The 1,140-nt window shown below is 50.3% G+C and carries 2 protein-coding genes; both read left to right on the top strand.

Annotated elements, in window-relative coordinates; translation table 11 throughout:
• The coding region (locus R7P69_RS25065) for a flagellar hook-basal body complex protein (protein WP_318121808.1) at positions 1-849 on the top strand (849 nt) is incomplete at its 5' end.
• A gap of 12 nt (positions 850-861) precedes the next feature.
• A partial coding sequence (locus R7P69_RS25060) for a flagellar hook-basal body complex protein (protein WP_318121806.1) occupies positions 862-1,140 on the top strand: 279 nt, incomplete at its 3' end.

Below are 1,140 nucleotides of genomic sequence, written 5' to 3'. Positions count from 1 at the left end.
CAAGGTTACATCGTAGATAGCAACAACAACTTGATGACGGGTTCTGTAGGTAACATCCAAGTATCAACATCGTCACTCAACGCGAAAGCGACAGATAAGCTTGATTTTGTTGCGAACTTCGATGCAAGTGCAAAAGCGATTGATAAAGCGGTAACGCCGTTCGATCCAGCGGATCCAACCTCGTTCAACTCTTCTTACACGACACAGGTGTACGATTCACTTGGCAACTCTCACACCGTGACGCAGTACTTCACTAAAACGGCAGACAACGCATGGGAAGTAAACGTGCAAGTCGACGGTGGTAAAACTCCTGTTTCAACCATTCCTGTGACGTTTAATAAAGACGGTACGTTAGCGGCGCCAACAGGCTCTTTCAATGTGGCATTCCCAGCTGCGGGCGCAAACGCAATGAGCGTTGATATCAACCTAAAAGGCAGCACGCAATTTGGTGCTGCGTTTGGCGTGAGCACAAACAGTCCGAACGGTTACACATCTGGTGAGCTTGCAGGCGTACGCGTAGAAGACAACGGCATGGTTTACGCAACTTACACTAACGGTCAATCACAGCTTCAAGGCCAAGTGGTTCTGGCTGATTTTGCTAATACGCAAGGTCTAGCAAAAGTGAGCGGCACTGCGTGGACACAAAGCTTTAGCTCTGGTGCGCCGATCATGGGCGTTCCGGGTTCTGGCACGCTGGGTAACTTGACTCCAGGTGCATTAGAGGGCTCAAACGTCGACCTAACCAGTGAGCTTGTGGCACTGATGACAGCACAACGTAACTACCAAGCGAACGCAAAAACGATTTCGACCAGCGACAAGCTCACTCAAGCCTTGTTCAACGCGGTGTAATAGGAGTTCTGCATGGATAGCTTGTTATTTACAGCAACCTCCGGTGCAAGCCGAGTTCTTAAAGCGCAACACGTTCGTTCGAATAACTTGTCGAACGCGGATACCGCAGGTTTTCGTGCGGATATGGAACGTGTTCGTAGCGTGGAGTTACAAGGCCCGGGCTTTGATGGCCGAACTATGGTGGTCACAAACTCTGCATCAACGCGTTTTGATTCTGGCGACGTTGTGAAAACAGGTCGTGCGCTCGACGTTGCCGTCATGGGTGAAGGTTACCTTGCGGTAGAAACGCCA

The sequence above is a fragment of the Vibrio sp. 661 genome, assembly GCF_033339315.1.
In the GTDB taxonomy this organism is placed as follows: Bacteria; Pseudomonadota; Gammaproteobacteria; order Enterobacterales; family Vibrionaceae; genus Vibrio; species Vibrio alginolyticus.
This window is presented reverse-complemented; position numbering and strand designations above follow the sequence as displayed.